Annotated in this window: 26 protein-coding genes and 2 pseudogenes; 10 read left to right on the forward strand and 18 right to left on the reverse strand. The window is 69.8% G+C overall.

From position 1 onward, the window contains the following. Positions 1–11: 11 nt before the first annotated feature. Both JHW38_RS22400 and JHW38_RS22405 read right to left on the reverse strand, forming a co-directional pair. Complete coding sequence (locus tag JHW38_RS22400) at positions 12–215, reverse strand: hypothetical protein (protein ID WP_207523494.1); 204 nt, start codon at positions 213–215, stop codon at positions 12–14. Beyond that, the gene (locus JHW38_RS22405) at positions 212–916 is read right to left on the reverse strand and encodes a YggS family pyridoxal phosphate-dependent enzyme (protein WP_242691048.1); all 705 of its coding nucleotides are present in this window, start codon (positions 914–916) and stop codon (positions 212–214) included. The genes JHW38_RS22400 and JHW38_RS22405 overlap by 4 nt, the downstream gene beginning before the upstream one ends. A gap of 201 nt (positions 917–1,117) precedes the next feature. Between JHW38_RS22405 and JHW38_RS22410 the strand changes: the two genes are divergently transcribed. From JHW38_RS22410 to JHW38_RS22420, 3 genes are all read left to right on the forward strand, one after another. Next, the gene (locus JHW38_RS22410) at positions 1,118–2,155 is read left to right on the forward strand and encodes a type IV pilus twitching motility protein PilT (protein ID WP_207523495.1); all 1,038 of its coding nucleotides are present in this window, start codon (positions 1,118–1,120) and stop codon (positions 2,153–2,155) included. A gap of 115 nt (positions 2,156–2,270) precedes the next feature. Further along, positions 2,271–3,437, forward strand: a complete 1,167-nt coding sequence (locus JHW38_RS22415; protein ID WP_207523496.1) for a PilT/PilU family type 4a pilus ATPase — start codon at positions 2,271–2,273, stop codon at positions 3,435–3,437. A 115-nt stretch (positions 3,438–3,552) separates the two neighbouring features. Continuing rightward, positions 3,553–4,044 (forward strand): hypothetical protein, encoded by a 492-nt coding sequence (locus tag JHW38_RS22420; protein ID WP_207523497.1) that lies wholly within the window; start codon positions 3,553–3,555, stop codon positions 4,042–4,044. On the opposite strand, the gene JHW38_RS22425 is transcribed toward JHW38_RS22420, so the two are convergent. Continuing rightward, complete coding sequence (locus tag JHW38_RS22425; protein ID WP_207523498.1) at positions 4,034–4,930, reverse strand: hypothetical protein; 897 nt, start codon at positions 4,928–4,930, stop codon at positions 4,034–4,036. The genes JHW38_RS22420 and JHW38_RS22425 overlap by 11 nt on opposite strands. A gap of 373 nt (positions 4,931–5,303) precedes the next feature. Between JHW38_RS22425 and JHW38_RS22430 the strand changes: the two genes are divergently transcribed. Genes JHW38_RS22430 through JHW38_RS22440 form a run of 3 tightly spaced genes read left to right on the forward strand, consistent with a single transcriptional unit; the run spans position 5,304 to position 8,624 of the window. Beyond that, positions 5,304–6,461 (forward strand): ATP-grasp domain-containing protein, encoded by a 1,158-nt coding sequence (locus tag JHW38_RS22430; RefSeq protein ID WP_207523499.1) that lies wholly within the window; start codon positions 5,304–5,306, stop codon positions 6,459–6,461. Continuing rightward, positions 6,458–7,570, forward strand: a complete 1,113-nt coding sequence (locus tag JHW38_RS22435) for a GNAT family N-acetyltransferase (RefSeq protein WP_207523500.1) — start codon at positions 6,458–6,460, stop codon at positions 7,568–7,570. Before JHW38_RS22430 ends, JHW38_RS22435 begins: the two co-directional genes overlap by 4 nt. Positions 7,571–7,610: 40 nt before the next feature. Beyond that, positions 7,611–8,624, forward strand: a complete 1,014-nt coding sequence (locus JHW38_RS22440) for an aromatic ring-hydroxylating oxygenase subunit alpha (protein ID WP_207523501.1) — start codon at positions 7,611–7,613, stop codon at positions 8,622–8,624. Between the two features lie 15 nt (positions 8,625–8,639). Here JHW38_RS22440 and JHW38_RS22445 read toward each other — a convergent pair whose 3' ends face one another. Further along, positions 8,640–10,466: a DUF4153 domain-containing protein gene (locus tag JHW38_RS22445; protein ID WP_207523502.1), complete on the reverse strand. Its 1,827-nt coding sequence runs from the start codon at positions 10,464–10,466 to the stop codon at positions 8,640–8,642. Between the two features lie 433 nt (positions 10,467–10,899). Continuing rightward, positions 10,900–11,454 (reverse strand): annotated as a pseudogene (locus JHW38_RS22450) (DNA-3-methyladenine glycosylase I); the annotation flags it as partial. Between the two features lie 227 nt (positions 11,455–11,681). Here JHW38_RS22450 and JHW38_RS22455 point away from each other — a divergent pair. The 4 genes and pseudogenes from JHW38_RS22455 to JHW38_RS22470 all read left to right on the forward strand — a co-directional run. After that, on the forward strand, positions 11,682–12,248 hold the full coding sequence (locus tag JHW38_RS22455) for a YqgE/AlgH family protein (protein WP_207523504.1): 567 nt from the start codon (positions 11,682–11,684) through the stop codon (positions 12,246–12,248). Further along, positions 12,245–12,733, forward strand: coding sequence for a Holliday junction resolvase RuvX (gene ruvX, locus JHW38_RS22460; protein ID WP_207523505.1), 489 nt, complete (start codon positions 12,245–12,247; stop codon positions 12,731–12,733). The genes JHW38_RS22455 and ruvX overlap by 4 nt, the downstream gene beginning before the upstream one ends. Positions 12,734–12,775: 42 nt before the next feature. Beyond that, positions 12,776–13,711: an aspartate carbamoyltransferase catalytic subunit gene (locus tag JHW38_RS22465; protein ID WP_207523506.1), complete on the forward strand. Its 936-nt coding sequence runs from the start codon at positions 12,776–12,778 to the stop codon at positions 13,709–13,711. 79 nt (positions 13,712–13,790) lie between these two features. Continuing rightward, positions 13,791–14,009: pseudogene (locus JHW38_RS22470) on the forward strand (alkylphosphonate utilization protein); the annotation flags it as partial. A gap of 23 nt (positions 14,010–14,032) precedes the next feature. On the opposite strand, the gene JHW38_RS22475 reads toward JHW38_RS22470, so the two are convergent. From JHW38_RS22475 to JHW38_RS22535, 13 genes are all read right to left on the reverse strand, one after another. Then, positions 14,033–14,779 (reverse strand): prolyl oligopeptidase family serine peptidase, encoded by a 747-nt coding sequence (locus JHW38_RS22475; RefSeq protein ID WP_207523508.1) that lies wholly within the window; start codon positions 14,777–14,779, stop codon positions 14,033–14,035. Positions 14,780–15,030: 251 nt separating this feature from the next. After that, positions 15,031–15,729, reverse strand: a complete 699-nt coding sequence (locus JHW38_RS22480) for a hypothetical protein (RefSeq protein ID WP_207523509.1) — start codon at positions 15,727–15,729, stop codon at positions 15,031–15,033. Between the two features lie 79 nt (positions 15,730–15,808). Next, positions 15,809–17,170: a magnesium transporter gene (mgtE, locus tag JHW38_RS22485; RefSeq protein WP_207523510.1), complete on the reverse strand. Its 1,362-nt coding sequence runs from the start codon at positions 17,168–17,170 to the stop codon at positions 15,809–15,811. 183 nt (positions 17,171–17,353) lie between these two features. Continuing rightward, positions 17,354–19,075, reverse strand: a complete 1,722-nt coding sequence (gene ptsP / locus JHW38_RS22490; RefSeq protein WP_207523511.1) for a phosphoenolpyruvate--protein phosphotransferase — start codon at positions 19,073–19,075, stop codon at positions 17,354–17,356. A 14-nt stretch (positions 19,076–19,089) separates the two neighbouring features. Further along, positions 19,090–19,359, reverse strand: coding sequence for an HPr family phosphocarrier protein (locus JHW38_RS22495; RefSeq protein WP_207523512.1), 270 nt, complete (start codon positions 19,357–19,359; stop codon positions 19,090–19,092). A 115-nt stretch (positions 19,360–19,474) separates the two neighbouring features. Further along, positions 19,475–19,867 carry a PTS sugar transporter subunit IIA gene (locus JHW38_RS22500; RefSeq protein ID WP_207523513.1) on the reverse strand — a complete coding sequence of 131 codons (393 nt, stop codon included), beginning with the start codon at positions 19,865–19,867 and terminating at the stop codon, positions 19,475–19,477. A 332-nt stretch (positions 19,868–20,199) separates the two neighbouring features. Continuing rightward, positions 20,200–20,514 carry a hypothetical protein gene (locus JHW38_RS22505; RefSeq protein WP_207523514.1) on the reverse strand — a complete coding sequence of 105 codons (315 nt, stop codon included), beginning with the start codon at positions 20,512–20,514 and terminating at the stop codon, positions 20,200–20,202. A 56-nt stretch (positions 20,515–20,570) separates the two neighbouring features. Beyond that, a complete protein-coding gene (locus JHW38_RS22510) occupies positions 20,571–20,960 on the reverse strand; it encodes an EF-hand domain-containing protein (protein ID WP_207523515.1) in 390 nt (129 codons plus the stop codon). A 289-nt stretch (positions 20,961–21,249) separates the two neighbouring features. Then, on the reverse strand, positions 21,250–22,137 hold the full coding sequence (gene rapZ / locus JHW38_RS22515) for an RNase adapter RapZ (RefSeq protein ID WP_278249828.1): 888 nt from the start codon (positions 22,135–22,137) through the stop codon (positions 21,250–21,252). Positions 22,138–22,163: 26 nt separating this feature from the next. Continuing rightward, positions 22,164–23,114, reverse strand: coding sequence for an HPr(Ser) kinase/phosphatase (gene hprK / locus JHW38_RS22520; protein ID WP_207523516.1), 951 nt, complete (start codon positions 23,112–23,114; stop codon positions 22,164–22,166). Positions 23,115–23,293: 179 nt separating this feature from the next. Continuing rightward, the gene (locus JHW38_RS22525; protein WP_207523517.1) at positions 23,294–23,758 is read right to left on the reverse strand and encodes a PTS sugar transporter subunit IIA; all 465 of its coding nucleotides are present in this window, start codon (positions 23,756–23,758) and stop codon (positions 23,294–23,296) included. A 54-nt stretch (positions 23,759–23,812) separates the two neighbouring features. Then, complete coding sequence (hpf, locus tag JHW38_RS22530) at positions 23,813–24,148, reverse strand: ribosome hibernation-promoting factor, HPF/YfiA family (protein WP_057946585.1); 336 nt, start codon at positions 24,146–24,148, stop codon at positions 23,813–23,815. 348 nt (positions 24,149–24,496) lie between these two features. Beyond that, complete coding sequence (locus JHW38_RS22535; protein ID WP_207523518.1) at positions 24,497–25,951, reverse strand: RNA polymerase factor sigma-54; 1,455 nt, start codon at positions 25,949–25,951, stop codon at positions 24,497–24,499. Between the last annotated feature and the right edge of the window lie 73 nt (positions 25,952–26,024).

Below are 26,024 nucleotides of genomic sequence, written 5' to 3' on the forward strand. Positions count from 1 at the left end.
ACCGGAAAGAGTCAGAGCGTTGGCAGGGCCGGCATCGGCACGTCGTCGATGCGCGCCTGGAAGCGGAATTCGGGCCGGTAGCGGCCGACGCAGGTCGGCGCGATCCGTCCGCGCCACAGGATATCGAAGCGCTCGCTGTCGCCGCGGCGGACGCAGCGGATACGGTGGTCGACCGCGCGGTCGTGGCCCGCGAACACGATCCGGCCGCAGCTCACGGTGCCGCGGCCTTGGGCGCGCGCGCGCCGAACAGCGCGGTGCCGATCCGGACCAGGGTGGCGCCTTCGGCGATGGCGATGGCGTAGTCGTCGCTCATGCCCATCGACAAGGTGTCCAGGCCCGGATGCGCGCCGGCCAGCGCGTCGAACAGCGCCTTGGCCCGGCGGAACGACGGCCGGCGACGTTCGGGATCGGCATGCGGGGTCGGGATCACCATCAGCCCGCGCAGCCGCAGCGCCGGTTCGGCGACGATCGCCGCGGCCAGCGCCGGCGCGTCTTCGGGGCGGCAGCCGTGCTTGCTGTCTTCGTCGTCGATGTTGACCTGGATCAACACGTTCAGCGGCGCCTGCTGCGCCTGCCGGTGGCGGGCCAGCGCGGCGACCAGCTTGGGCCGGTCGACGGTGTGCACCCAGTCGAACAGCGCCGCCGCCTCGGCGGCCTTGTTCGATTGCAGGTGGCCGATCAGGTGCCACTGCAGCGCCAGCCCGGCCGCGGCGGTGGCGGCCAGGGCCGCGCGCTTGGCCGCGGCCTCCTGAACGTAGTTCTCGCCGAACGCGTCCTGGCCTTGCAGCGCCAGATTCGCGACCGCGGTCTCATCCTGGGTTTTACTGACCGCAAGCAATCGAGGAACCGGCCGGCCGGCGTCGTGCGCCGCGCGCTGCAACTGTTGCAAGATGTGGTGAAGAACGTGCTCGTGCACGTGGGGGAAATCCTGTGAGAAAGGGTGGGCCCGACCGGACACACCGGTGGGCCTTTGCGGGGCTATACTGCCTCTTAGGGGTGGTTCGGTTCCAGCTTTGAGGTTGCATCCGGGCCCAAGTGGCTGGTTTTACGGGCCCTTCGTACGGCCCTTAATTTCAGGACCCGCGAACCGGGTCCAAACGCAGTGCGGGGAGCACGCATGGATATCGCCGAACTTCTGGCGTTTTCGGTAAAGAACAAAGCATCCGACTTGCATCTTTCGGCCGGGCTGCCGCCGATGATCCGGGTCGACGGCGACGTGCGCCGGATCAACATCCCGGCCCTGGACCACAAGCAGGTGCACGCCCTGGTGTACGACATCATGTCGGACAAGCAGCGGCGCGACTTCGAAGAATTCCTGGAAGTCGACTTCTCGTTCGAGATCCCGGGCCTGGCGCGCTTCCGCGTCAACGCGTTCAACCAGAACCGCGGCGCCGGCGCGGTGTTCCGTACCATTCCCTCCGAGGTCCTGAGCCTCGAAGACCTGGGCTGTCCGCCGATCTTCCGCCAGCTGATCGAACAGCCGCAGGGCCTGATCCTGGTGACCGGGCCGACCGGCTCGGGCAAGTCGACCACGCTGGCGGCGATGATCGACCACATCAACAAGAGCGAGTACGCGCACATCCTCTCGGTCGAAGACCCGATCGAGTTCGTGCACACCTCGCAGAAGTGCCTCATCAACCAGCGCGAAGTCCACCGCGACACGCACGGGTTCAACGAGGCGCTGCGTTCGGCGCTGCGCGAAGATCCCGACTACATCCTGGTCGGCGAGTTGCGCGACCTGGAAACCATCCGCCTGGCGTTGACCGCCGCGGAAACCGGCCACCTGGTGTTCGGCACCCTGCACACCTCGTCGGCGGCCAAGACCGTGGACCGCATCATCGACGTGTTCCCCGCCGGCGAAAAGCCGATGGTGCGCTCGATGCTGTCGGAATCGTTGCGCGCGGTGATCTCGCAGGCGCTGCTGAAGAAGGTCGGCGGCGGCCGCACCGCGGCCTGGGAGATCATGGTCGGCATCCCCGCGATCCGCAACCTGATCCGCGAGGACAAGGTCGCGCAGATGTATTCGGCGATCCAGACCGGCCAGGCCTACGGCATGATGACCCTGGACCAGCACCTGCAAGACCTGGTCAAGCGCGGCCTGATCCTGCGCCCGCAGGCCAAGGAATACGCCAAGGACAAGCGTCTGTTCGAATGACGCCCGCCGGCGGCGCGCACGCCGCGCCGCCCTCCCGACGTCGCGCGCAGCCGCGAGCGCCACATCCCCCCGGCGGCCTTCGCCGCCGTAAACGACCTCCCGAGGAGGTAGCCGTATGAACACTCCCGCCCCGACCAATCCGACCACCGCCTCCGGTGCGATCGACTTCACCTCCTTCCTCAAGCTGATGGCGCACCAGCGCGCCTCCGACTTGTTCATCACCGCCGGCATGCCGCCGTCGATGAAGGTGCACGGCAAGATCGCGCCGATCACCCAGAACCCGCTGACGCCGCAGCAGAGCCGCGACCTGGTGCTCAACGTGATGAGCCCGCAGCAGCGCGAAGAATTCGAAAAGACCCACGAGTGCAACTTCGCCATCGGCGTCACCGGCGTCGGCCGCTTCCGCGTCAGCTGCTTCTACCAGCGCAACCAGGTCGGCATGGTGCTGCGCCGGATCGAGACCAAGATCCCGACCGTCGAGGAGCTGAACCTGCCGCCGATCATCAAGACGCTGGCGATGACCAAGCGCGGCATCATCATCTTCGTCGGCGCCACCGGCACCGGCAAGTCGACCTCGCTGGCGGCGATGATCGGCTACCGCAACCAGAACTCGACCGGCCACATCATCACCATCGAAGACCCGATCGAATTCGTCCACCGCCACGAGGGCTGCATCATCACCCAGCGCGAGGTCGGCATCGACACCGACAGCTGGGACGCCGCGTTGAAGAACACCCTGCGCCAGGCGCCGGACGTGATCATGATCGGCGAGGTGCGCACCCGCGAAGGCATGGACCACGCCATCGCCTTCGCCGAAACCGGCCACCTGGTGCTGTGCACCCTGCACGCCAACAACGCCAACCAGGCGATGGACCGCATCATCAACTTCTTCCCCGAAGACCGCCGCGGGCAGCTGCTGATGGACTTGTCGCTGAACCTCAAGGGCGTGGTCGCCCAGCAGCTGATCCCGACCCCCGACGGCAAGGGCCGCCGCGTGGCGATGGAGATCCTGCTCGGCACCCCGCTGGCGCAGGACTACATCCGCGACGGCGAGATCCACAAGCTCAAGGAGCTGATGAAGGAATCGACCCAGCTCGGCATGAAGACCTTCGACCAGGCCCTGTTCGAGCTGTACCAGGGCGGCGAGATCAGCTACGAAGACGCGCTGCGCTATGCGGACTCGCAGAACGAGGTGCGCCTGCGGATCAAGCTGGCGCAGGGCGGCGATGCGCGGACCTTGTCGCAGGGGTTGGATGGGGTCGAGGTGGCTGAGGTGCGGTGAGCCGTTCGTTTAGGCGATAGCGAAGAAGCCGGCGGAAGCCGGCTTTTTTGTGCTTGTCGTGGCGCAGGACCGTGTAGATTTTTCCTTCAGTGCCTGTTGCAGAAGCGAAGGCTCGATGATCGAAGACATCGAAGTACTCAAAGACACCGAACTCGCGTTCGGCGGCAGGCCGCGGCCTGTGGTTCTGGTCAAGGACGGGCCGGTCGATGAGATTCGCAAAGACGCCGAGGCCGTATCGGGTCTGCGGTGGTCCGAAATCGATTGCGAAACGCTCGAAAAATATCCCGATTGCATTTATGGCTTCACTTCGGAGGGCTTTCGTTACTTCCTTCCTGGGGTGATTTGCGCGAGCGTTCGCGAACGGCGGCCCGATCTGTTGGTCGTCGATTCGCTGGTGCAGCAGCTCGATCGCAGCGGCGATCCCGAAAACTGGGACGATTCTTTTGCCGAACGATGGCCGCTTCTCGATCCGGACGAGTGCGCGGCAGTGTCGAAGTGGATTCTGTGGCTTTCCGAGCGAAGCGACTTCCCCGATCCATTCGATTCGCTTGGACGGGCTTTGGATCTGCTTGTGATCCTGAGGCGACGAGCGTCGCTCAGAACTTGATGTCGAGATTGAACCCGGCCCGCCCGCTGAAATCGCCGGTAAACGTATCCACCCGCCCGCTGCCGTTCACGCTGAACGAAGTGCCGTCGGCTTTGTACTCAGCGCCGACGACGCCGTTCACGCTGTTGATGCCCTGTTGGTCGACGCCGACGCCGACTCGCGCATAACCGCTCCAATCGACCGACAAGGGCGCGCTGATGCCGGTATTGAAGCTGCCCGCGGTGAAGCCGCTGGGGTTGAACTGGACGCTCAGACTGGCATCGAGCTTGCCGAAGTCCAGTTCTTTCGCGGCAGTGACGGTGGCGCCGAAATTCGGCTCGGCGACGCCGCCGAACGGGCCGGCGAAAGCGCTGATGCCGTAGCTGTCGATGCCGTTGGTGTAGCTCACCGCGCCGGCGAAGGTGACTTGCGCGGGCGCGATGCCCATGCGCGCCTCGATGCTGGCGTTGACGTCGCCGACGTAGTTCAAGCCGAAATTGACCGAAACGTCGCTGAGCGCCGCCTTCGCCACCGCGGCCGGATCGTTCGGAGTGATGTTGAACGTCGGCGACCACGCGTTGTATTCGTCGATCGCCGGCGCGGCGGGCTTTTGCGCGACATCGGCGTAAGTCGTCGGCGTCGGCACGCCGCCGAGGGTGTTGAACGAGGACAGGTTCGGCACCGTGTCGACCGTCATCGCGTTGAGTTGCGACAGCGCGGCGGGCGAAATGCTGAGGTCGACAGGGGCGGTCAGGTTCGGATCGAGCGCGGCGGCGGCGACCGCGTCCGCGGCGGCCTTGTCGGCGGCGGCCTGTTGCGCGGCTGCGGTTTCGGCGGCGCGGCTGGCGGCCTCGGCGGCGCTGCGCGAGGAGTCGGAGCCGGAAACGCCGTTGCTTGCGTCTGCCATGAGAACACCCTCCTTGGGGGAGCGGCCGGCGGGGCCGGTTCGCGGTGAAAGCGTTTTCCAAGCCGACCCTAGCAAGCGGGCGGGGCCGGCGAGTACCTGGGGCGGACCCCAGCCCGGACCGGTGTAGGCTCCAGGGTTAAGCGTCTAAATATTTGAAAATTATGGGCTTTATACGGAATCTCGGCGGCTGCCAAGGCGCTGTCCGGCGACGAGCGGTGCGCTCGGCGGAGGCCGCAAGGCCGTTCCCCCGGCGCCGTCGCCCGGCGCGCGGGCTTGCTAACGCCCGCACATGCTTCGATCCTTCCCGGTCCGCCCGAGCGCCGCATCGTCTTGCGCGCGCGGCGTTTTCCCACCGTCGCCGCGCCGCTTCCGCATGCCCAACGTCCTGATCCTCGGCGCCCGCGCGCCGGCCGCGCTCGAAATCGCCCGCCGTTTCCGGGCGAGCGGTGGCGTTGCGCTGGCCGCCGACAGCGTCTCGTGCCGGCTTACGGGCTGGTCGAACGCGAGCGATGCGAGCCTGCGCATCGCCGGCCCGCGCTTCGACGCGGCGCAGTACGCCGCCGATCTTGCGCGCATCGTCGCCCAGCGCCGCATCGATCTGGTCGTGCCGACCTGCGAGGAAGCGTTCTGGCTCTCGCGCTACCGCGGCGCGCTGCCGGACAGCGTGCGCGTGCTGGTCGACGAGTTCGACAAGCTGCGCGAGCTGCACAGCAAGCTGCGGTTCCTGGAACTGGCGCGCGATTGCGGCGCCGGCGTGCCCGACAGTGCTGCGGTGAAGACGCTCGAACAAGCGCGCGCCTGGGCTGCCGGCCGGCCGCTGGTACTCAAGCCCGAATACTCGCGTTTCGGCGTACACGTGCGGCTGTATCCGCACGGCATGCCGGCCGATGCGCCGCCGCTGCCGCTGGCTCAAACCTGGGTCGCGCAGCGCTTCCACGCCGGCACCGAGCTGTGCTCGTACAGCGTCGCCGACCGCGGCCGCCTGCTCGCGCATTCGGTGTACCGCCCGGCGTACCGGCTCAACCGCAGTTCGAGTTTCTATTTCGAACCCGCGCCGAACACGGCGATCCGCGCCTTCGTCGAGCGCTTCGTCGGCAAGATCGCCTACACCGGGCAGATTTCGTTCGACTGGATCGTCGCCGGCGACGGCAACGCGACGGTGCTGGAATGCAATCCGCGCGCAACCAGCGGCGTGCATCTGTTCGGCGAGCGCGACGCCTTGCCGGCGGCGCTGCTCGGCGAAGACATCGCCTGCGTCGAAGCGCGGCCCGCGCGGCCGCGCATGCTCGCGCCGGTGATGCTCGGCGCGGGCCTCGCGCAAGCGCTGGCGCAGGGCCGCGCGCGCGCGTGGCTGCGCGACTGGCGCCGCGCCGACGACGTGCTGGCCGTGCCCGGCGACCGCGCGCCGCCGCTCGGCGCGTTGGTCGATCTGGGCGCGTACGCGTGGTCCGCGCTGCGCCGCGGCGGCAGCCTGCGCGAGGCGGCGACGCGCGATATCGAGTGGGACGGCGAGGAGTTGCCGGACCTGTGACCGCGCCGGCGCGCAACGACGACGAGTTCGCGCGCCACGTGGAGGCGTTCGCGCACATCCACGTCGGCGCCGATTCGCGCGCGCTGGTCGCCAACCTCGCGACCCGGGCGGAACTCGTCGGCGACGGCGAACGCCGCTATCCGGCCAGCGTCGACGACGGCGACATCGACGGCAACGCCTGGGTCTGTTCGCCGCGCACCACCTACGGCGATTACGCGACCGAGGAAGCCGTGCGCTACGCGCCGGCCGCCGCGACGCCGCTGCTGCGCGCGGCCGGGCGCGGGCTCGACGGCTGGCTGCGCCGCGCCGGCATCGACCGCGCGGTGGCGATCAACAATTGGTGGCTCTCGACCAATGTCTATCCGCAATGGCGCGCAGGCGAGGCGGCGCGATTGCTGGGCGAAGCCCTGCAGCGCTGGCCGACCCACGCGGTGTGGCTGCGTTCGCTCAACCGCGACCAGCACGCGGCGTGGCTCGCCGAATGCGAGGCGCTCGGGTTCGCGCTGATCCCGAGCCGGCAGGTGTATCTGTTCCGCGATGTCGCCGGGTCGGCGCAGCGCCGGCACAACCTGCGCATGGATCTGAAGCTGGCGGCGAAGCGGCCCGGGCGCGCGCACGACGGCGATATCGACGAGGCCGACTACGCGCGCATCGCCTGGCTGTACGAACGCTTGTACATGGACAAGTATTCGGGCTTCAACCCGCGCTACGGCGAGCGCTTCCTGCGCGAATGGCACCGCGCCGGCCTGCTGCGCTTCGACGGCTTCCGCGACGAGTCCGGGCAGTTGCTCTGCATCGCCGGGGTGTTCGGCTTCGGCGGCACCGCGACCACGCCGATCGTCGGTTACGACACCGGCCTGCCGCAGCGCCTCGGGCTCTACCGCTTGCTGACCGCGACCACGTTCGAACGCGCCATCGCAACCGGCGACACGGTCAACTTCAGCGCCGGCGCGGCCGAGTTCAAGCGTTTGCGCGGAGGCGAAGCCAGCATCGAATACAGCGCGGTCTACGTGCGCCACATGCCGGCACGAACGCGCCGCGCGGTGGCGGCGCTGTCGGCGCTGACGCGCCGGGTCGGGGTGCCGATCATGCGAAGATTCGGGCTATGAAGCCCAAGCATCGAGCCGCCGCCGCCGGAGCGCCGCGCGCATGAGCGACTGGCATCCCTCGCATGCCTCGCGCTGGTTCGCGGCGTTGTGCAGCGATCGCCTGCGCGGCGCGCCGGTCGCGGTGAGCCTGCTCGGCCGGCCGTACGCGCTGGCGCGCGATGCCGCCGGCCGTGCGTTCGCATTGGAAGACCGCTGCCCGCACCGCCACGCGCCGTTGTCGCACGGCGTTTGCGGCGCGAGCGGATTGGTCTGTCCGTACCACGGCTGGCGCTTCGACGCGTCCGGCCGCCTGTGCGAGATCCCCGGCCTGCCGGCCGACGCCGCGCTGCCGCAGGTGCGCGTGCGTGCCGCGGCGGTGCGCGAGCACGACGGCTTGATCTGGCTGCGCGCCGACGGCCGCGACGAGGGCGAACTGCCGGCGATGGCGCTGCGCAATCCGCCCGGTTCGCGCCGCTTTCTGTGGCAGACGCAGTGGCGCGCGCACGTGGTCGATGCGATCGAGAATTTCCTCGATCCCTTGCACACCCATTCGATCCATCCGGGACTGGTGCGCCGCGGCGGCGCGCGGCAGCCCGCGACGGCGCGATTCGTGCCGTCGCAACAAGGCTTCTGCGTCGACTATCTCGGCCAGCCCCAACAGTCGGGCTTGCTGTACCGCCTGTTCGAATCGCCGCGCGAAAGCGAGCGGGCGCTGTTCGACGCGCCGGGCAGCGCGCAGATCGAATACCGCTACGCCAACGGTGGCGTCGTGCGCATCAGCCTGCATTTCGCCCCGCACGATGCGGCGACCACCTCGGTGTTCGCCAGCCTGCACGTGGAAAACCGCTGGGCGCCGGCGTGGCTGGTGCGCGCGTTGGTGTGGCCGTTCTTGAAACGGGTCAACGACCAGGACGCGCGCATGCTGGCGCTGCAATCCGACAATCTGCGCCGTTTCGGCGCGGTGCGCGGCGCTTCCACGTCGCTGGACCTGGTACGGCCGTGGGTCCAAGCGTTCTGGACCCACGGCGCGCCGCCGGCGGACGCGCAGGCCAAGGACGTCGCGCTGATGCTGTAGCCGCGCCGCGGCGGCTCAGTGCGCGCAGTCCTCGTCCTGATCGCCGTCCTGGCAGTCGCGGCGCGGGCCGGGTTCCAGCCGCAGCAGCTCGTTGCCGGCGCCGATGCGCAGATCGCCCCAGCGCCTGCGCACCACCTCGACCTTGTTCGCGCGCAGCACCGCCTCGGCGGTTTCGCCGCGTTCGGACAGATAGGTCTGGCCGATGCTGCGCCAGCCGCGCGGCAGCAGCGCGTACGCATTGCAGTTGACGCCCCAATCGTGGATGCGGCACAGCAGGTATTCGGCGCGGCCGTCGCCGTCGAGGTCCGGCGTGGCGAGCACGCAGTTGGCCTGCTCGTCTTCGCAGCTCGGCAGGGCGATCCGGTCGGCGAGCGCGGCCTGGATCCAGGCCGGGTCGATCGCGGCGACGCCGTCGGCGCGGCGCAGTTCGCGCAGCGCCTGTTCGCGCGTGCGCATCTTCGGCGATTCGTGGCGGTCGTTGCGGTAATCGCCGCGCGAGACCGCGTCGAGGGCGCTGACGAGATTGGCGTGCGCCGGCGCCTTGGCGGCGGCGAACAGCGGATCGGTCTTCAGGCTTTGCAGCGCCTGATAACCGCGGCGGCCGGCGTCGAAGCGCAAATACGCGAGGTCGAACTGTTCCGCCCCGATCTTGCCGCTGCGCAACTGCGCCAGCTGCGAGCCGGCGCCGAGACGGTGCGGATCCAGCAGCCACGAGTTCGCCGCGACCGCCAGCGCCAGCAACACCAGCGACACCGCGACGTTGACCCGGCGCAGATCGCTCAGCCAGCGCTCGCCGCCGCGGCGCAGCGCCGCCAGCGCATAGCCCAGCGCGTACAGGCTCAGCGTCGCCGCGGCCAGCGCGGCCCAGAAGCGCTCGCCGGTCCAGCCGTACTGGGCGATGCGCAGGCCGAGCGCGTACAGGCCGAGCGCGGCGTACACCGGCAGGGTCAGCAGCGCCGCGTGGATCAGCGCGCGCAGCCAGCGCGGATACGGCGCCGCGGCTTCGCCGTCTTGGTAGACCGCGTTGACGAACAGGACGACGGTCGCGATCAGGCACATCAGGATCAGCGTCGCCGAACGCGTCTTCCACAGCGCGTCCAGGCCGGTGAACGGCAGGCTGGCGACGAACAGCAGCGCGATCAGCGCGACCAGCGGCAGCAGGCCCTTGAAGATCGCGAACAGGATCTGCCGGGCGATCTGCACCGGCCGCTGCTGGGTGCGGCCGACCAGCACGCCGAGGCCGATCATGACGCCGGTGGCGAGATGGGCGAAGCCGCGGGTGGTGAACAGATCGGCGAAGAATTCGATGCCGATCAGCTTGAACAGCAGCGCGCACAGGCCCAGCACGGCCCAGCAGATGCCGACGAAGGCGCCGGTGAGCAGGCCGGTCAGCGCGTTCTGCCAGCCGTGTTCGAACAGTTCGCGGTACGGCGCGCACCAGCGCCCGTGGGCGAGGCGGCATTGCAGATAGGGCAGGGCGACGAACAGGCCGACGGCGAGGCTGGCGGCGAACGGCGCCAGCACCGCGGCGGCGTTGAGGTGCGGCGCGCCGGTGGCGCTCCAGCCGGCCCACCACGCCAGCGCCAGGCAGACCGCGGCGAGCACGGCGAGGTTGCTCCAGTAGCGGGCGTCGTCCAGGCGCTGCACCGTCAGCAGCATCGCGGTCGGGATCGACAGCGCCAGGGTGTACCAGACGACGATGTCCAGTTCGAAGCCGAGGCCCGCGCTGGGCCGCACGAACTGAAGCAGCAGGCCCTGCAGCAACGCCACCAGGACGATGAAGGCGCGGGTCTTGGCCGACAGTTCGGTGGGCGCGGGCGTGGAGGCGGAGTTCGTCGTCATGCGGGTCCTTGCATAGTCTCGGGCCGGCGCTCGGGCGCGGCGGGTTCGGCGGATGCCGCGAATGCGGCGGCGCAGCGCGCAGGAGGTTGATGCCGTTGAGTGAGCGGGCGATGAAGCCGGACGCGCACCGCCGCCGTTTCAGGCTCTCTGCGTTGCCACGAGGCCCACCTGTAGGAGCGGCGCAAGCCGCGACCGCGAAACTTCACGACTTCCGCGCCGCCCCGGCTCCCCGCGTTCGGACTCTTGCCGGAACCACGCAGGTCGAAGCACCCGCGCAGTCGAACGCGCGCATCCGCCGCTTTCAGTCCGCCCGCTGCCGGCCGGACTGCTTCGCCGCTTTCTTCGCGACCTTCTTCGCCGCGACGTTCGCCGTCTTCTTCGCCACCGGCTTCGCGGCCTTCGCCGTAGCGGCACCAGCCCCCTTCGCCGCCGCCTCGCGCGTGCGCTGCCAGATCGGCCCGATCCTGCCGATCCGCGCGAACGCCGGACAGCTCTCGCGATGCGCGCCCGGCAGATAGCTCAGGCTCATCAGGAACTCGTTGGTGATCTCGCCGCCGGTGAAGCGGAAGGTCTGCTTGAACAGCTTGATCCAGCCGGCCTTGTCGCGCGGCCGGCCGTCGAGCAGCACGTGCGCGTCGAGCCACTGGGCGAAGCCGCCGTGGCTGGCGCGCAGGCCCTGGATCACCTGGGCGTTGTGGATCGCCGCGTCGACCTTGAGCCGGTTGCGGATGATGCCGGCGTCTTCGAGCAGGCGCAGACGGTCGGCCTCGGCATAGGCGGCCACGGTGTCCACGTCGAAGCCGTCGTACGCGCGGCGGAAGCCTTCGCGCTTGCGCAGGATGGTTTCCCAGCTCAGGCCGGCCTGGTTGATCTCCAGGATCAGCCGTTCGAACAGGTCGGACTCCTCGCGTTGCGGGAAACCGTATTCGCGATCGTGGTAGTCGCCGTGGATCGGATGGCCGGGGGCGATGTCGCAATAGCCGGACATGGAAGGCCTCGTGGCGCGCCGCGGACGCGGCATGGCCTGGAATTGTCGCGGCGCGCGGGCGGCGAATCCAGGTCCGGGGCTGGCCGCTTGCGGGCGGGGTTCCGGCGCAAGGGCCGAAGCCCTTGCCGCCGAACCCCGGCCGTCCCGAACCGGCCGCATTTCGCGTTATGGCGACCCCGGCCCGCCCCTCGACCCCGCTTAACGGTCGGGCAGGCTAGAATGCCCCCATGCCCGTAATGCCCACGCCCCTCGCCAATCAGGTCCTGATCGCGCTGCCCGCGCTGGCCGACACCAATTTCTCGCGCAGCGTCGCGTTGATCTGCCAGCACGACGACGACGGCGCGATGGGCATCGTGGTCAACCGGCCTTCGGAGTACACCCTGGGCGAAGTGTTCGGGCAGATGGGCGTGGAAGGCGGCGACGAAGCGCTGCGCGCGCAGATCGTGCTCGCCGGCGGCCCGGTGCATCCGGAGCGCGGCTTCGTCCTGCACGACGGCGGCGCGCGCTGGGATTCGACCCTGGCCATCGCCGAGCGCCTGTTCCTGACCACCTCGCGCGACATCCTCGAGGCGATGGCCAAGGGCGAAGGCCCCGACCACGCCATCGTCGCGCTCGGCTGCGCCGGCTGGGGTTCGGGCCAGCTCGAACACGAGATCACCGAAAACGACTGGCTGACCGCGCCGGCCGACGCCGAGCTGCTGTTCCAACTGCCGCTCGACGCGCGCTGGCATGCCGCGGCCGGCCGCATCGGCGTCGATTTCGCCCACCTGGCCGACTACGCCGGACACGCATGAGCGCCGGCGCCCCCGATTCGATCCGACGCGACGGCACCGTCCTCGGATTCGATGTCGGCGCGCGCCGCATCGGCGTCGCGGTGGCCAGCGCGTTCGGTCACGGCGCGCGCGCGCTGGCGGTCATCGACGTGCACGGCGCCGGCCCCGACTGGGGCGCGATCGACCGCTTGCAAAAAGAATGGCGCCCCGACGGCCTGATCGTCGGCGACCCGATGACCCTGGAAGGCGGCGACCAGCCAGCGCGCCAGCGCGCGCTCGCGTTCGCGCGCCAGTTGCGCGCGCGCTACAAGCTGCCGGTGGTGCTGGTCGACGAGCGCTCCAGCTCGGTCGAGGCCGCGCACCGCTTCGCCGCCGACCGCGCCGAAGGCCGCAAGCGCCGGCGCGATGCCGAGGCGCTCGACGCGGTGGCCGCGGCGGTGATCGTCGAGCGCTGGCTGGCCGCGCCGGACGACGCCACGCCGATCGACCAAGTGCCGCACGCCTGATTCCGTTTTTCCGACACCCGCACTTCAGAACTTAGCGACGCCATGACCACCTTTGTTGCCGCCGACGGCGGTTCGCGCCACCTGCTGAGCCTGCGCGAGGCCACCCGCGATTCGCTCGAAGCCCTGCTGATCCGCGCCCAGGCCTTCGCCGAAGGCCATTACGACAGTCGCGCGCTCGCCGGCACCGCGGTGTGCACGCTGTTCTTCGAACCGTCCACGCGCACCCGCCTGAGCTTCCAGCTGGCGGTGCAGCAGCTCGGCGCGCACGTGCTCAACTTCGACGCGTCGACCTCGTCGACCAGCAAGGGCGAGACCGCGCTGGACACGCTCAAGAACATCGAGGCGATGGGCGTGCGCGGTTTCGTCATCCGCCATCGCGAGGACGGCGCGGTCGCCGCGCTGGCCGCGCAGGCGCGGCCCGGCACCTGCGTGGTCAACGCCGGCGACGGCCGCAGCGCGCATCCCACCCAAGGGCTGCTCGACATGCTGACCCTGCGCCAGGTCAAGGGCAACGATTTCTCGCGCCTGCGCGTGGCCATCGTCGGCGACATCAAGCATTCGCGCGTGGCGCGCTCGGACCTGCAGGCGCTGCGCGCGCTCGGCACCGGCGAGATCCGCGCGGTCGGCCCGGCATCGCTGCTGCCCGACGACGGCACCCTGGACGGTTGCAGCGTCGGCCACGACTTCGATGCCGCGCTGGACGGCGTGGACGCGGTGATGATGCTGCGCCTGCAACGCGAACGCATGGAAGAAGGGCTGGTCGACTCGCTGGAGGATTACCACCGCGACTACGGCCTGACCGCAGCCCGGCTCAAGCGCGCCGCGCCGGACGCGGTGGTGATGCATCCCGGCCCGATGAACCGCGGCGTGGAAATCACCGACGAGGTCGCCGACGGCCCGCAATCGCTGATCCTGACCCAGGTCGGCAACGGCGTGGCGGTGCGCATGGCGGTGCTGGAAGCGCTGCTCAAGGGCTGAGCGCGCCGGCGTTTCGATTTCGCGGCCGCGCGTTTCGCGCGGCCGCTTCGTTTCCGATTCGATCTATTTGCAAGGAACCGACGACATGGTCGTGAAAGACAGCAACGGCACCGCGCTCGCCGACGGCGATTCGGTCCTGGTCATCAAGGACCTCAAGGTCAAGGGCACCTCGGTGACGCTCAAGCGCGGCACGCTGTGCAAGAACATCCGTCTGACCGACGAGGAAGACGAGATCGAGTGCAACGTCGACAAGGTCAAGGGCCTGGTGTTGAAGACCCAGTTCGTCAAGAAGGCCTGACGTGGGTTGCGGTTCGGCCGCGATCAGCGCGCCGCCGCGGCCTGCGGCCGCCGCTGCGCGAACAGCCAGTCCCACAGTTCGGCGCTGCCGTAAGCGTCGTCCCACGAGTTGTGGTTGGCGTCGGGGAACTCGGTGTAGCGCACCTTCGCGCCCGCGCGCTTGAGCGCGTCGACCATCTCGCGCGAACGCTGCGGCGGCACCACGTCGTCCTGAGCGCCGTGGAAGACCCAGAACGGCGCGCCCTTCATCCGCTGCGCGGCCTGATCCGGCGTCCACAAGCCGCCCAGTTCCTCGATCCGGTCGCGGTCCCAGACCTTGGGCACGTTGTAGCCGCCGCACACCGGCACCACCGCGGCGAAACGCGCGGGCTGCATCAGCGCCAGGTCGAAACTGGCGAAGCCGCCCATCGACAGGCCGGTCATGTAGGTGCGCGCCGGATCGCCGCCGAATTCGCTTTGCACGCGGTCGAGTATCGCCAGCGCGGTGCGGTTGAAGCGATCGGCGTCGGGCTGGTCGCGATGCATCTGCGGGAACGCGACGATCGCCGGGAACGTGTCCATGCGCTTGCGGATCACCGGACCCAGTCCGACTTCGACCTGCTTGCGGTTGTCGTCGCCGCGCTCGCCCGAGCCGTGCACGAACAGGATCAGCGGCGGGGTTTCGCCGCCGGCGGTGCGGGACGGCACGAACACTCGGTAGCGGTGCAGCACGCCGTTGTCGAGCAGGAGTTCGCGGTCGACGAAGCGGCCGTGCGCGCGCGGATCGGTCATGGCGGTGGCGGGCCGGTGGTGCGCCGCGGCGGCGGCAGGGCGGGAATCGGCGGAGCGCGGAGCGGCGGACTGGCAACCCGCGAGCGCGATCAGCGCGAACGACAGCGACAACAACAGCGCGATTGCGGCGCGGGGCGAACGGCGGCCGGGCATGGCGGGCTCCGTGGCGGGCTGCAGGCATCATCGGCCTGCAAGCGGGTCCAGTTCAACCCCGCTGCCGCGGCAATCGACGGCAACGCCCGACGCAGCGCTCAGTCTTGGGCCGCAAGCCCGCCCAACCGCTGCACCAACAAGTCCTGCGCGGCCATGACCGCATCGGCCTCAAGCCGGAACTTGCGCTTCGGCGCGCCGTGCGGCGTCCACGCGAAGCGGCGCCACAGCGCGACCCCCATACCGGCTTCGGCGACGCCGTCGAGGCGGCGCAGCAGCGTTTCGGCGTAGGCGAACAAAGCCAGCGCCTCGCGCAATTCGGGCTGGCGCATCAGCGCTGAGACCTCGTCGTCCTCGAGCAGGCGCCCGCACGCCAGCGCCAGTTCGTCGAGGCTTTCGCGCATCCGGCGGTCGGCGCGGCGCTGATCTTGCGGCGTGGGCGGACGCGTGCGCAGGCTCGGGCCGTTGATGAACCAACTGCACATCTCGCAGAAACAATGCGCGCCCGGCGAATACAGGCGCTGGCCCGGTTCGCGCACGAGCCGATGGCCGTTGTCGAGATAACTGGCGAACAGGCGGAAGAAGCCGGCTGCGTCGCCATCCGGAGGACGCGCTTCGGGCGGCAGTTCGTGTTGGTGGCGGCGCGCCCAGGCTTCGGCCGCGGCCGGATCGCGGGCGTAGGCGTGGGCGGCGTCGAAGCCGATGAAGCCGCGTTGCACCGCCTGCGCCAGCCAGCGCAGCAAGGCGTAGCTGCGCGCTTGCAGTTCGATCGCGATCTCGATGTGTTCGCGTTGCAGCATGTGCGCAGGATAGCGGTCCTGCGCCGCGATCGCGGCGCCGCCGGTCCGTGCGCGGGCGGCGCGCCGGACCGGTGCCGGCTCAGCGCAACAAGATCAACGTCGCCAACCCAAGGAAGCTCAAGAACCCCATCACATCGGTCAGAGTGGTCAGGATCACGCCGCCGGCCAACGCCGGATCGAACCCCAGCCGCTTGAGCGTGATCGGCACCAGCACGCCGCCGGTGGCGGCGGTCAGCAGGTTGATGGTCAGCGCGCTGCCGATGACCAGCGACAGGCCCGGCTGGCGGAACCAGATCAGCACGATCAGGCCCAGGCCGATGCCGAGCACCAGGCCGTTGATCAGCGCGACCGAGAGTTCCTTGCGCAGCAGCACGCCGACGTTGGAGGCGCCGATCTGGCCCAGGGCGAGGCCGCGGATCATCAGCGCCAGCACCTGGGTGCCGGCGTTGCCGCCCATGCCGGCGACGATCGGCATCAGCGCGGCCAGCGCGACCAGCTTGGCGATGGAATCCTCGAACTGGCCGACCACGCTGGCGGCGAGGAACGCCGTGCACAGGTTGACGCTGAGCCAGATCAGGCGCCGCCGGAACGCGCGCCGGACCGGGCTGAACAGGTCTTCGTCCTCGTCCAGGCCGGCCGCGCTCAAGGCCTGGTGCTCGGCTTCTTCGCGGATGATGTCGACCACGTCGTCGATGGTGATGCGGCCGAGCAGGATGTTGTTGTCGTCGACGACCGGCGCGCTGATCCAGTCGTGGTCGGAGAACTGGCGCGCGACTTCGCCGGCGGTTTCGCCGACGTCGATGGCGGGCTGCTCGTCGTCGACGAGCTTGTTGATCGGGGTGCCGGGCTCGTGGGTCAGCAGCGCGGCCAGGGCGATGCGGCCCAGGTACTGGTGGCGGCGGCTGACCACGTACAGATGATCGGTGTGCTCGGGCAGTTCGCCGCGCAGGCGCAGATAGCGCAGGACCACGTCGATGGTGGTGTCGGCGCGCACCGTCACCACGTCGGGGTTCATCAGGCGGCCGGCGGTGTCCTCGGGGTAGGACAGCACCTGCTCGAGCCGCTCGCGGTTGTCGCGGTCCATCGACTTGAGCACTTCGTCGATGACCGTGTCGGGCAGGTCTTCGACCAGGTCGGCCAAGTCGTCGATGTCGAGGTCTTCGACCGCGGCGACGATTTCGTCGGGGTCCATGTCCGCGAGCAGGCTTTCGCGCACTTCCTCGCCGACGTGGACCAGCACCTCGCCGTCGTCCTCGGGATCGACCAGCCCCCACACCACCTGGCGCTTGCCGGGCGGCAGCGATTCGAGCAGGTTGCCGATCTCGGCCGGGGAGAGGGTGTTGACCAGGCGGCGAACCGGCCCCAGACGGCCGCTGTCGAGCGCATCGGAAAGCAGGCGCAGCTGACGTGCGGTCTTGTCGTGGCGGACGGCTTCGGCCATGCGGTACTTCCTGGCAGGGGGACGGATGCGGCCACGAAGCCGTCGGATCCAGCGAATGCGCGCGCATTATCGCCCGCGGCCGCGGCAAAGCACAGTGACGATGCGCGGCCGGCGCGGCGACGGGCCGGCGCTGCGCCGGCGGCATGCGGGCCGGTCTGGACGCGCCGGCTCAGGCGACGCCGGCTAGACCGCGTTGGTCTGCTCCAGCCAGCGCTCGATCGCCTTGCGGTCGCCCGCGCGCAGCAGCGCCGGCGCGCGCTTGCGCAGGCTGTCGAGGTTGAGCCCGCGGATCGCCCGGCGCAGCTCCAGCAAGGTCGCCGGATGCAGGCTGAATTCCTCCAGCCCCAGCGCCAGCAGCAGCGGCGCGAACGCCGGGTCGCCGGCCATTTCGCCGCACACCGCGACCGGTTTGCCGCGCGCCTTGCCGAGCTTGATGACGTCGCGGATCACCCGCAGCACCGCCGGATGCAGCGGCGTGTACAGCGCGGCGAGCGCTTCGTTGTTGCGGTCGACCGCGAGCAGGTACTGGACCAGGTCGTTGGTGCCGATGGACAGGAAATCGACCGCGCCGATGAACGCCGGCAACGCCAGCGCCGCGGCCGGCACTTCGATCATCGCGCCCAGCGGCACCCGCTCGGCGATCTCGTGGCCTTCGCGGCGCAGGTCGGCCGCTGCTTTGTCGAGCAAGGCGCGCACCGCGCGCACTTCCTCGCTGGCGCTGACCATCGGCACCAGCACCCGCACCGGGCCGTAGCCGGACGCGCGCAGGATCGCGCGCAGCTGGGTTTCCAGCAGGCCCTCGCGCGCCATCGACAGGCGCACGCCGCGCACGCCGAGCGCCGGGTTGGGCTCGTCGCGCAGCGCCAGCCCGGTCTTGTCGGCCTTGTCCGCGCCCAGGTCGAGGGTGCGGATGGTGACCACGCGGCCGGTCATGCCGAGCACCACGTCGCGGTAGACCCGGAACTGCTCGTCTTCGTCGGGCAGCTCGTTGCGTTGCAGGAACAGGAATTCGGTGCGGTACAGGCCGACGCCGGCGGCGCCGAGCGCGTGCGCTTCGGCCACGTCCTCGCGCGATTCGGCATTGGCGTAGAGCTTGATGTCGACGCCGTCGCGGGTGATGGTGGGTTCGCGCCGCAGCCGGTGCAGCTGCTTGCGCTCGCGCGCCAGCTCGCGCACCCGCGCGCGGTGCGCGCGCAGGTCGTCGGCGTTGGGTTCCAGGATCACCGAACCGGTGGCGCCGTCGACCACCACCGCGTCGCCGTCGTTGATCTTCAGCAGCGCCTGCGCCGTGCCGACCACCAGCGGCAGGTGCAGGCTGCGCGCCAGGATCGCGCTGTGCGACAGCGCGCTGCCGGCGGCGGTGACGATGGCCATGACCCCTTGGGTCTGCAGCTGCGCCAGTTCGGCCGGGGCGACGTTGTCGGCGATCAGGATCTCGCCGGCCACGCCCTGGGTGTCGTGGTCGCGGCGGTGCAGGGCGGCGTGGATGCGGCCGATGACCTGGTCGATGTCGTCCACGCGGCTGCGGAAATACGCGTCGTCCATCGCCTCGAACACCGAGGCGATGCGGTCGCGCTGCAGGCGCAGCGCGTAGTCGGCGGCGTAGTGGCCGGTGCGGATCAGTTCGTCCAGGCCCTGCAGCAGCTCCGGGTCGTCCAGCAGCAGGGTGTGCAGGTCGAGGAACTCGCCGACCTCGTGCGCCAGCGCGCCGTGCAGGCGCTCGCGCAGCACGTGGATCTCGCCGCGCACGGTGTCGATGGCCGCGTGCAGCCGCGCCAGTTCGCTGTCGACCTGCTCGCGGCCGATGCGCTCCTCGGCGACTTCCAGCGCGTGCGGCAAGCGCACCCGGGCGCGTCCGAGCGCGCTGCCGCGCGAGGCGCCGACTCCTTGGAATTCCTGCCGCATCCGCGCCTCCGCTCTCAGCTGTCTTCGTCGAAACGGCGTTCGAACAGCGAGACCACGGCCTCGGCCGCGGTGGCTTCGTCTTCGCCTTCGATGCGCAGTTTGACGTGGGTGCCTTGGCCGGCGGCGAGCAGCATCACGCCCATGATGCTCTTGGCGTTGACCTCGCGGCCCTTGGCGGTGAGCGTGGCGTTGCTGCGGAACGCCGACAGCACCTGCACCAGTTTGGCGGTGGCGCGGGCGTGCAGGCCCAGTCGGTTGGAGACGGTGAGTTCGCGTTCGATCATGTCGGGGTCCTCAGGCAATGGTCAAACGCAGCGGGTGCGGACGGCGGGGGCAGGGGAATGGGGCTTGCGTCATGCGGTGTCGGGGCTTCCGGTCGCGGCGGCGGGCGCCGCGGGGTCATGCGTCGTCGTGCAGGACGCCGTTGCGGGCGCCGGCCGCGGCGACCGCGGGCAATTGGTCCAGGTCGAGTTCGGCGTAGTTCATCACCCGCAGCAGCATCGGCAGGTTCAACGCCGAAACCCGCCGCACCGGCGTGCCGAGCCGGGCCACGCGCGCGGCGAGGTTGCTCGGCGAAGCGCCGTACAGGTCGGTCAGCACCAGCACGCCGTCGCCGCCGTCGACCCGGCGCAACGCGGCGCTGGCTTGCGGCAGCAACTGGTCGAGGTCGGCATCGAACGGCACTTCGAACGCTTCGGCGCGCAGCGGCAGCGGATTCAACAGGCGGCCGGCGACCTGCAGCATCGCGCTGCCGACGCCGGTGTGGGTGATGAGGAGGACGCCTACGGACATGCCGTCAACTTAACAGAGCACGGTGACAGGCCGGAAGCGCCCGAACGGTCGAACTGCGGGTCGGATGCGGTGGATGCGGTCCGCAGGGGCGACGGGTGGGCGGCGTGCGGGCGCCGCAGCGGTGCGTACGTGCGCCTGCCGGTTCGTCCGGATGCAGGCCCGGCACGAGCGGCCGGCGGGAGCGCGCGGGCCGAGGCGCATACGGATCGCGGTCGCCGGCCGGCGCGGCGGAGCGCGAGGCCGAGCAGTGGCTGTGTGCCGCGGCCGATCGTGCCGGCGTCCTGCGCACGAAGGGCCGCCCGTGGGCGGCCCTTCGTGCGGTGGGGACTCGCTTACTGCTTCGGCGGCGTTTCGGTCTGGCCCTTGTTCTGGCCTTCGTCCGGAGGCGGCGGGGGCGCGGTCGGGTCGGCCGGCGGCGCCGGGTTCGGCGCGATGTCGGTCGGCGGCGGCGTATCGGCCGGCGGCGGCATGTCGGCCGGCGGCGTGGTGTCCGCAGGCGCGGCCGGCGCCGGGCCGGCGGCCGGGTCCGGCGGCGGCGCGGTGTCCGGCGGCTTGCAGGCGCCGAGCAGGACCGCAGCGAACGCGGCGCTCAAGGCCAGCGCCAGCGAGCGCGGGCGCAGGGACGGGCGGGTGTCGTGGGAGTTCATGTCGTTCCTTTGCTGATCGGGTCAGCGCAGCGGGGGAATGGCGGGGCGCGACGCGATCAGCGTTCGTCGACGCTCTTGTTCTGACCGGCCTGGAATTCGGCCGGCGAAATGAAGCCGTCGCGGTCGAGATCGTGGACCGAGAAGCTGGCGGCCAGGCGCGCGTCCATCGCGGCTTCCTCGCGGCTGATCTTCTGGTCGCCGTTGGCGTCGATGTCGCTGAAGCGGGCCGGGCCGATGGCGTCGCCCGGCGGCGGCGCCGGCGTGCGCGCATCGCCGCGGGTGTCGTTGACCGGCGGTTCGGTGCGCTGCATCGCCGCGCCGGTGTCGGCGGGATGCGGCGGGGGTTGTGCCTGCACGAACGCGGCCGGCAACGCGGCGGCGGCGATCAGGGCCAGCGCCAGTGCGGCGCGGCGGCGCGGGGCGGGCGTGCGGATCGTGGTGTTCATCGCGCGGCTCCGAATGGACAGAGCAGCGGAGCGTCGAGTGCGCGGTGCGCGGCTCCGGTGCGGGTCCGAAGCTACGGTGCGCGGTGCAAGCGTCGCGGCACGGAGATGGGAAAATTTCGTAAGGCGCGCCGGTTGCGGCGGTGCAGCGGTTCGATCCCGTTCACGCGCATCGCCTGCTTTTTGCAGGAGCGGCGCGAGCCGCGACTGTGAAACCTCGCTTACGACGCAAGCGAAGTTTCGCAGTCGCGGCTCGCGCCGCTCCTACAGGTAAGGCATCGCGCTTTCGCGCTCAGTCGAGCTCGCGATGATGCACCGCGACTTCGTTCCACCCGCGCAGCCGCGCATGCTCGGCCATGCGTTCGGCCAGATACACCGAACGGTGGCGGCCGCCGGTGCAGCCGAAGGCGATGGTGGCGTAGCTGCGGGTGCTGTCGCCCTGCAGGCGCGGCAGCCAGGTGTCGAGGAACTGGCCGACCTGCTCGACGTAAAGCTGCACGTCGGCCTGGGTTTCCAGGTAGTCGCGCACGCCGGCGTCGCGTCCCGACAGCGGCCGCAGCGCCGGGTTCCAGTGCGGATTCGGCAGCGCGCGCGCGTCGAACACGAAGTCGGCGTCGGCCGGCACGCCGCGGCGGTAGGCGAAGGATTCGAACAGCAGCGACATGCCCGCTTCCACGCCGAGACCAAACTCGGTGATGACGTGACGGCGCAACTGGTGGATGTTGAATTCGCTGGTGTCGACGATCGCGTCGGCGATCTGGCGCAGCGGCTTGAGCACCTGCCGCTCCAGCGAGATCGCATCGGCCAGGGCCAGCCCGAACTGGCTCAGCGGATGGCGCCGGCGGGTGTCGGCGTAGCGCTTGAGCAGCACCGCGTCGCTGGATTCGAAGAACACCAGGCGCGGATCGGCGCCGAGCGCGCCGACCGCCGACAGCCACTCGGGAATATTGGCCAGATCGCTGTGGCGGTTGCGCACGTCGATGCCGACCGCGAGCTTGGTCGGCATGCCGTCCTCGGCCTTGATCACGTTCTGCACGAACTGCGGCAGCAACTCGGCCGGCAGGTTGTCGACGCAGTAGAAACCCAGGTCTTCGAAGGTGTTCAGCGCCACCGACTTGCCCGAGCCGGACATGCCGCTGACGATGACCAGGGTGAAGCCGGCGGCTTCCTGCGCGGCGATCGGTTCTTGCTTGGACTCGGCGCCGCTCACGATTCTCCGCGCTCCAGAAAGTTGCTGTGCCGGGCGATGAACGCCGCGGCGGGGTCGAGGCCTTTCATGCGCAGGCTGTGCAGGCGCGTGGCCGCTTCGGTCAGCACCGCGAGGTTGCGGCCCGGCATGACCGGCAGGGTAATCATCGGCACGTCCAGGTCGAGCAAACGGCGCAGGCTGGTGTCGCCGGTCAGGCGCTCGATGCCGGTCGCCTTGGGCTCGCTCATCGGCTTGGTCAGGTGCACGATCAGGCGCAGGTATTTGTTGTTCTTGACCGCGGTGTCGCCGAACATCTGGCGGATGTTGAGCACGCCCAGGCCGCGCACTTCGAGCAGATCCTGGAGCATTTCCGGGCAGGTGCCGTCGAGCACGTCGGGCGCGATCTGGGTGAACTCGGGCGCGTCGTCGGCGACCAACCGATGCCCGCGCGTCACCAACTCCAGCGCCAGCTCGCTCTTGCCCGAACCCGATTCGCCGGTGATCAGCACGCCGATCGAATAGATTTCCATGAACACGCCATGCAGCGTGATCTGCGGCGCCAGCGCGCGCGCCAGATGGTATTGCAGGTGGTTCAGCAGTTCGTGCCCGCGCCGCGGCGACACCCACAGCGGCGTATCGCTTTCCTCGGCGGCGATGCGCAGGTCCTCCGGGCACGGCTGGTCCTTGCTGATGACCAGGGCGAGCGGGCGGAACTGGATGATCTTCTCGATGGTTTCCCAGCGCAGGCGCGAATCCAGGCCGTCGAGCCAGGACAGTTCTTCGGTGCCGAGGATCTGCACCTTGTTGGGATAGATCGCGTTGAGATAGCCGGCCAGCGACGGCCGGCGCGCGACGGTGTTGACCGCCTCGACCAGACGGCCGTCGCCGCGTTGGCCCGCGAGCCAGCGCAGCGCCAGCTTCTCGCGCTGCTGCTCGAACAGTTCGCCGGCGCGGATGGTTTTGGTCATGGGGTTGGGAGTTTACGGGGTTCCGGGGGGTGGCGCGTAGCAGGAGCGGGAATAAAGAAGCGGGAACGAGAAGCGGGGTTAGGGAACTGAAAGATCGCGAGGGGCCCGATGGCACCGCGAATCCCCAGTTCCCTAACCCCGCTTCTCATTCCCGCCTTTTCGTTCCCGCTTTGGCAGCCCTACGCCGCACTCCGCTTGCACTGCTGCAACAACCGCTGACTCAACTGCGCCGCATCCGGCGCGCTGCGCAGGCAGTCGCGGAAGGCCGGGTCGGCGAAGCGCTCGGCCAGTTCGGCCAGCAGCTGCAAGTGCTGCTGTACGTGGTGTTCGGGTACGGCCATCGCCAGCACCAGGTCGACCGGCTCGCCGTCGGCGGCGCCGAAGTCGACCGGTTGGGCCAGGCGCAGGAACGCGCCGCAGCCGGTTTCCAGCAGCGGCGAGCGTCCGTGGGGAATGGCCACGCCGTGGCCGATGGCGGTGCTGGCGAGGCGTTCGCGCTCGCGCAGGCCGGCGTCCAGCGCCGCCGCGGTGCGCGGATCGCCGCCGGACAGCAGGCGGGCGGCGGTTTCGAGCACCGCGTTGCGATCGCCGGGGGTTCCGAGGATCGCAACGCGCTCCGCGCTCAGCAGTTCGTAAAGCGGCATGGCGGCTAGGGTGTGGCTTGGGTTGCTTGGCTGGCGCGGAGTTTACGCCTGAAGTCAGCCGATTTCGCCGATTTCGCCGTTGCGGGCCAGACTTTCCCCGCGGTGGTGGTCGACCAGCTTGCTCTTGTGCTTCATCAGCAGGCGGTCGAGCTTGTCGGCGAGCAGGTCGATGGCGGCGTACATGTCGACGGCGGCGGCGTCGCAGTGCAGGGTGCGGCCGGCGAGGTTGAGGGTGGCTTCGGCGCGATGGTCGGGCTTGTCGAGGCTGAGCTGGGTGCGCACGTCGAAAGGCTGGTCGTAGTGGCGTTGCAGACGGGCCAGCTTGGATTCCACGTAGTCGCGCAGGGCGGGCGTGACTTCGATCTGCTGGCCGTGGGTTTCGATACGCATCTGGGGACCTCCTTCACGTCGCGGATGAATGCAGAACTCGTGTCGCACATGCTTGGGTTGCGCATGGCTTCGAGAGGTTCCGATCGGCCCATCCGGACCAAACGGAACCGGGTGACGCCCTGGCCGTAACCAGGGGGTCCAGCATCTCACGATGAGCTTCGGGCGCAAGGGGCCGGGGTCGTGCTTTGGTCGTAGGCGCGCACGAAGGCCTTGATCGGCCTTGGTTTTTTCAAGTGTGTAAAGTTTTTGCAATGATGATCGGCGGGTTCGGCATAAGCCGCCGCCCGGTCGCGTCGATAGCTGAGAAGCCCGCGCGCCGGTCGCGCGCGGGCGCGGCGGCGCGGCCGTTCAGGCCATGCGCACGCGGTCCTGCGACGACGGGATGCTCATCGCCTCGCGGTACTTGGCCACGGTGCGCCGCGCCACCGGCACGCCGGTGGCCTTCAGGGTCTCGGCCAGGCGCGCGTCGGACAGCGGCTTGCGCGGGTTCTCGGCCTCGATCAGGCGCCGGATCATCGCCTGGATCGCGGTGCTGGAGGCCTCGCCGCCGGCGCCGGTCTCGATGCCGGAGGCGAAGAACGCGCGCAGCGGCACGGTGCCGCGCGGGGTGCGCGCGTACTTGCGCGCGATCGCGCGCGAGACGGTGGATTCGTGCAGGCCGACTTCGTTGGCGACCTCGCGCAGGGTCAGCGGGCGCAGCGCGCTGTCGCCGAATTCGAGGAACGCGGCCTGTTGCTTGAGCAGGCAGCGCGCCACTTTCAGCAAGGTGTCGCCGCGCGCTTCCAGGCTCTTGAGCAGCCAGCGCGCTTCCTGCAGGTGGCCGCGCAGATAGCTGGCGTCGGAGGCGCTGGCGTGGCGGATCATGCCTTCGTAGCCGCGGTGGATGCTGATGCGCGGACGCATCGCTTCCGACAGCGCGACCCGCCACAGGCCGTGCTGGCGCCAGATCACCACGTCCGGAGTGACATAGGTGTCGGTCGAAATCGCGCCCATCTGCGCGCCGGGGCGCGGGTCGAGCGAGCGCAGCAACTGCACCGCGGTCTCGACCTCGGCGGTATCGAGCTTGAGCTCGGCGGCCAGCCCGGCCGCGCCGACGCGCGGCAGCCGCTCCAGCGGGCCGGCGACGATCTGCAAGGCCAGGGCCTTGCCGGCGGTGTCGTCGGACAGCGTGCCCAGTTGCAGGCTCAGGCATTCGCCGAGCGAACGCGCGCCGGTGCCGACCGGGTCGAAGCGCTGCACCTGATGCAGCACGGTCATGACCTCGTCTTCGCCGACCGTCAGCTCCGGCGCCAACGAATCGGCGATGGCCTGCAAGGGCTCGCGCAGGTAGCCGTCGTCGTCGATGGCTTCGATGATGGCTACGCCGATGCTGCGGTCGCGCTGCGACAGCGGGCTCAGGTGCAACTGCCACAGCAGGTGGTCGAGCAGGGTCTCGGCATCGGCGACCTGTTCGGCCGCGGGCGAGTCGTCGTCGTGGTCGGACGGGCCGACCCGTTCGTACCAGGTCTCGCCGTCGTCCACCGTCCATTCCGGCTCGGGCGTGGCGTCGGGATTGGGGCCGTCGCCGCCGCTGCCGGCGCCGTCTTCGGACGAGGACGAAGACGTGATGGTGGACGCGTGCACCGGCTCGCCGGGTTCCGGCGCGGTCGGTTCGGTCCAGTCCAGCAGCGGATTGCTTTCCACCGCGCTCGCCAGTTCCGCCTCCAGCTCGACCGCCGACAGTTGCAACAGGCGGATCGCCTGCCGCAGTTGCGGCGTCATCACCAGCTGTTGTCCGAGAGAGGCTTGGAGGCGGGGCTTCATGATCGATGGAGGACGCGACCGGTTGGGCGGACGCCCGCGCAATGGCGGGCGGCCGGAGTCGCGCATCGCGGGC

The organism is Lysobacter enzymogenes, assembly GCF_017355525.1.
Classification (GTDB): Bacteria; Pseudomonadota; Gammaproteobacteria; order Xanthomonadales; family Xanthomonadaceae; genus Lysobacter; species Lysobacter enzymogenes_C.